This window comes from Bacillus sp. FG16 (genome assembly GCF_057809515.1).
In genome coordinates, this window is record NZ_JBMDKC010000185.1 from 1 (window position 1) to 4,131 (window position 4,131).

General features: G+C 33.5%; 3 protein-coding genes and 2 pseudogenes. 2 read left to right on the top strand and 3 right to left on the bottom strand.

The features are described 5' to 3' along the window. Positions 1 to 43: 43 nt before the first annotated feature. Positions 44 to 526, bottom strand: a pseudogene (locus ACODS7_RS31070) (MFS transporter); the annotation flags it as partial. Between the two features lie 84 nt (positions 527 to 610). Between ACODS7_RS31070 and ACODS7_RS31075 the strand changes: the two are divergent. After that, positions 611 to 2,345, top strand: a pseudogene (locus ACODS7_RS31075) (SgrR family transcriptional regulator). Positions 2,346 to 2,417: 72 nt separating this feature from the next. On the opposite strand, the gene ACODS7_RS31080 reads toward ACODS7_RS31075, so the two are convergent. Next, the gene (locus ACODS7_RS31080; protein WP_243169392.1) at positions 2,418 to 2,966 is read right to left on the bottom strand and encodes an NAD(P)H-dependent oxidoreductase; all 549 of its coding nucleotides are present in this window, start codon (positions 2,964 to 2,966) and stop codon (positions 2,418 to 2,420) included. A gap of 23 nt (positions 2,967 to 2,989) precedes the next feature. Continuing rightward, complete coding sequence (locus ACODS7_RS31085) at positions 2,990 to 3,529, bottom strand: ester cyclase (protein WP_016082725.1); 540 nt, start codon at positions 3,527 to 3,529, stop codon at positions 2,990 to 2,992. A gap of 168 nt (positions 3,530 to 3,697) precedes the next feature. On the opposite strand from ACODS7_RS31085, the gene ACODS7_RS31090 reads away from it, so the two are divergent. After that, a complete protein-coding gene (locus ACODS7_RS31090; RefSeq protein WP_016082726.1) occupies positions 3,698 to 4,036 on the top strand; it encodes a winged helix-turn-helix transcriptional regulator in 339 nt (112 codons plus the stop codon). Positions 4,037 to 4,131 lie beyond the last annotated feature (95 nt).

Consider the following 4,131-nt stretch of genomic DNA (forward strand, 5'->3'; position numbering starts at 1 on the left):
AGCAGTATAGACACTTTTATCGATGTTAAAACATTAAACGGAACTTATATAGTAATCCACCAAATATCGCTCCAATCGCAATCGATAAATTAATAGCCCAGTAATTAATGCTGTACATCACTTTTCGATTCTCAGGTGTACTCACATCAATTAACATCGCCTCTGTCGCAGGATTCATAAGTCCAGATCCTAAACTATTCACTAACATAAAGATAAATGTTAACCACGGTGAATCTACATAATCTGAATTCGCAACTCCCATACAAGCAATGGAAATGACTTGTATACTTTGACCGATAATCATAACCTTTTTACGCCCAAGCCGGTCTCCAACATATCCACCGTATAAACCAATTACTAATGAAGCTATGACATTAATAAGTAGTAACGCACCAGCAATTGCACTACCTAATTTTATTGAAAAATAAATCGCCATAAATGGAAAAATCATCGTGGACACAGTACGTGTTAAAAACGAAGTTATAATTCTAATCTTTATATTTCGATGCATACTCCAAAATCCCATTGTTTCCCCCTCCTTATGCTTACTTATTTTACTTTGAAAAAAAGGAAGAAAAAGGTTAGAATATTCTAAAGAGTTTCCCCTTTTATGATAGAAGGAAGTGTATATATGAAAATTATGGACTATTACATTAGACTAAGACTACATGCACAGGATCAACAGCATATACGAAATAGCTTACAAGAATTAGCGGATGTTTTATATTGCAGTACGAAAAACGTAAAGATTTTATTAAAGAAAATGAGCGAGGAGCAATTAATTAGCTGGACTCCAGGGCGAGGACGCGGAAATAAAACAGAAATTCTATTTATACATAATTTCGTAGAAGCGATTGAATGCTATACAGATGAACTGTTAGCGCAAGAAAAATTAAAAGATATCTTTCTTCTTTTAAAAGAACCCCTACCCCTTGCACTTCAAAAAAAGATAGAAAATAAACTACATCATCATTTTGGATACGAACCTTCAAATGATATGTACGACATATTAAAAATTCCTATATCGAGAAAGATAGTCCCATTAGATCCGGCTTTTGTGGCTGTAACTACAGAGAGCCATCTTACGAGTCAAATTTTTGATACGTTAGTCGTTTATAACGATGTTACGGAAAAAATGGAACCACACATTGCGCATACGTGGGAATTAAGTGAAGATGGACTTACGTGGACCTTTTATTTACGAAAAGATATATATTTTCATAACGAAACAATTTTAACTTCTAAAGATGTACAATTTTCATTTGAAAGACTAAAGCAAGTTCAATCTCCTTTTGAATGGTTAACAGAAGAAATTGTTCAAATTGAAACGCCATCACCACTGCAAATTCGATTCCATTTAGCGAAACCAAATTTATTTTTCTTACACTATGTAAGTTCAATGCAGCTCGCCATTTTACCGCGTGATACGAGTATTCAAAATCATCATTATATAGGTACTGGACCTTTCAAACTTGCTCATTACTCTGAAGATAATATCGTACTCGAAGCGTTCACCCATTATTTTAAAGAGCGCGCATTATTAGACCGTATTGAATTTTGGGGTATTCCTGACCATGTGCAAATAGATGCTGATTATGAACTACCAAACCAAGAGGAAAATGAAAGGCATGATATACAAATAGAAGAAATAGGTTGTATTTATGCTAGCTTCAACTTTACAAAATCTGGTCCTCATCACGACATTTACTTTCGAAAAGCTTGGAGAGAACTATATGATGTTGAAATGATACTTCGTAACATAGAGGGTAGACGAACAATTGCTGCATCAAGCTTCTAAAAGATCTTACTCTTTAGAAAAAGCGAAAGAGTATTTAAAAAAGAGTACATATAATGGAGAAACGATACATATTTACTTCTTCGCATTTAAAGATAGTGCAAATGATGCATATTTCTTAAAAGAACGATGTGAAAGTTTAGGTATACAAGTAGAGCTTCACCCATTTCCCGTTTCAGATTATATGAACCGTTCTATCGATCAACATGCCGATATTATTTTCATGGGAGAAGTGTTTGCTGCCAATCATGAACTTGCCTTCTTAAATGTATTTAAAAATAAAAGTTGCTTCGTAAATCGGTTCATGGACCCACACTACGAAAAACAAATTAACTGTTTACTAGATACATTTTTACTAGAAGAAAATAAAGAAAAGCGTTATGAACTCATGTATGAGATTGAAGAGTTTTTACAAGTAGAACACATCATTTTATTTAACTATCACGTTTTAAAAAGAAAAACATACCCTTCTTCTTTAAAAAACGTAACAATTGATTCATTCGGTTGGGCAAATTTTGCGAAGTTATGGGTACAGCCATCCACGTATTAAAGTGTGAGTTTTTATAAAAGGAGAAGGTACTACATCCTTAGTAGTACCTTTTTCACATACAAATATAAACTATTATTTAATTACTCCATCTAAGTGATCTTTCAAGTTTAATAAAAACTTCTCAATATCCGGATTCTTCACCACATCATAACAAGCAAAACTCTTTAATGGACTCATACCGAGAAACTTTTGCACGCGGTGTAAATGACTAAGCGCTGATTCTAAACTTTCTCCTTCAAAGAACTTCGTCTTGTCTCCAAATGCTTTTTCAGGTGCATTCCAAGTTGTAGAGAACATATACTCTTTCTCTTTTAATAAACCACCTGTTCCATATTCATCTGCACCTTTAAAGAACAAACCGTATTCATATACTTCATCCATATACGTTTTAAATAAGCCTGGAACACTAAACCAGTAAATTGGTGTTTGATAAATAACAACATCGGCCCATAAAAATTTATCCTGTTCTTCTTTAATATTGTAACCATCTTGAATCGTTGTTGTTTTCACATAATGATTCTCGCCTAATAGAGTAACCATATAATCTACTAACGTTTTATTTAATCGTCCTTCCTTTGTACCGTATTTTTCATGTCCATTTATAATAAATATATTTTTCATTACTTTTCTCTCCCCTATATGATCTACTCTTCAGCTATGAAGCCGAGTTGCTGCTGTAGTGTAAGATTATCTTCTAAATGCCAATCTTCCGTTATCTTTCCGTCTTTCACATGTAAAATATCAATTGCAAAAAAATTAATTTTCTTACCATTATGCGTTCCTGTAAAAGAAAGACGGGCTGTTACTTTATCACCAACAACTAATAAGTCTTCAATCTCACAATGTATATCAGGCACAACTTTACGAAAATTTTGCGCTGCAAACTTTAATCCTTCAATGCCTTGTGGTCGCCCTTTCGGCAATGTATTATCGAAGAAATCTTTAGTAACAGTCTGCGGAATAAGTTCCTCCTTACCTGTATCCCAAAACGTATAAAAACGCTGCGCCGCATGAACCATTTCTGTCGCTTCTTTTTTACTTAGTGAGGAATCAATTGTCATTGCTTTTGGCTTTGGCATTTCTTTTAATAACTGAACTTCAGTTTTTTCTTCCACACCACATGCTACAAGCACAATACAAATAACAAACAAACTAAGGAATCTAAACAAATTTTTCATCCCCATGAAAATCACCCCCTCTTCATCTAAGCCTTTGTATTTCGTATTGCTATTGTATATGTATTAACTTCCTTTATGGAAGTAGTGATATTTTTTTCATATAGTTACCAAAAGTATAGTTTTGTGATACTATAAAGCAAATTCATTCAAAAAAATTTTATGGAGGCTTGTTCCATGAACAATATAGATCCAATTGAATTAACGAAAGGTTTACCTGGCATACCTTGTCCTATCGCTAAAACGCTTGATGTAATTAGTACAAAATGGACGTTTTTAATCATTCGTGATCTTCTTATCGAAGGAACATTACGCTTTAGTGATTTACAAAAATCAATGAATGGTATTAGTCCAAAAACATTATCACTTCGACTAAAAGAATTAGAATCGCAAGGCATTATAACGAGAAAAGTATATCCAGAAGTTCCGCCTCGTGTAGAGTACACATTAACGGATAAAGGAAAGCAATTAGAGGGGATTTTTATTGAATTAAAACGGTTTGGATTAAGTTTATAAAATGAAACTTTAATCAGGATAAAACAAAAACCCCTTACCGTTGAAGTGAACCCGAATAGTGGTACATGAAAAAAACACCTCCTGAATTCGCATAC

Coding starts and splice junctions, on each gene's coding strand:
- ACODS7_RS31080 (WP_243169392.1), bottom strand. CDS start 2,966: ATGAAAAATATATTTATTATAAATGGACATGAAAAATACGGTACAAAG.
- ACODS7_RS31085 (WP_016082725.1), bottom strand. CDS start 3,529: ATGGGGATGAAAAATTTGTTTAGATTCCTTAGTTTGTTTGTTATTTGT.
- ACODS7_RS31090 (WP_016082726.1), top strand. CDS start 3,698: ATGAACAATATAGATCCAATTGAATTAACGAAAGGTTTACCTGGCATA.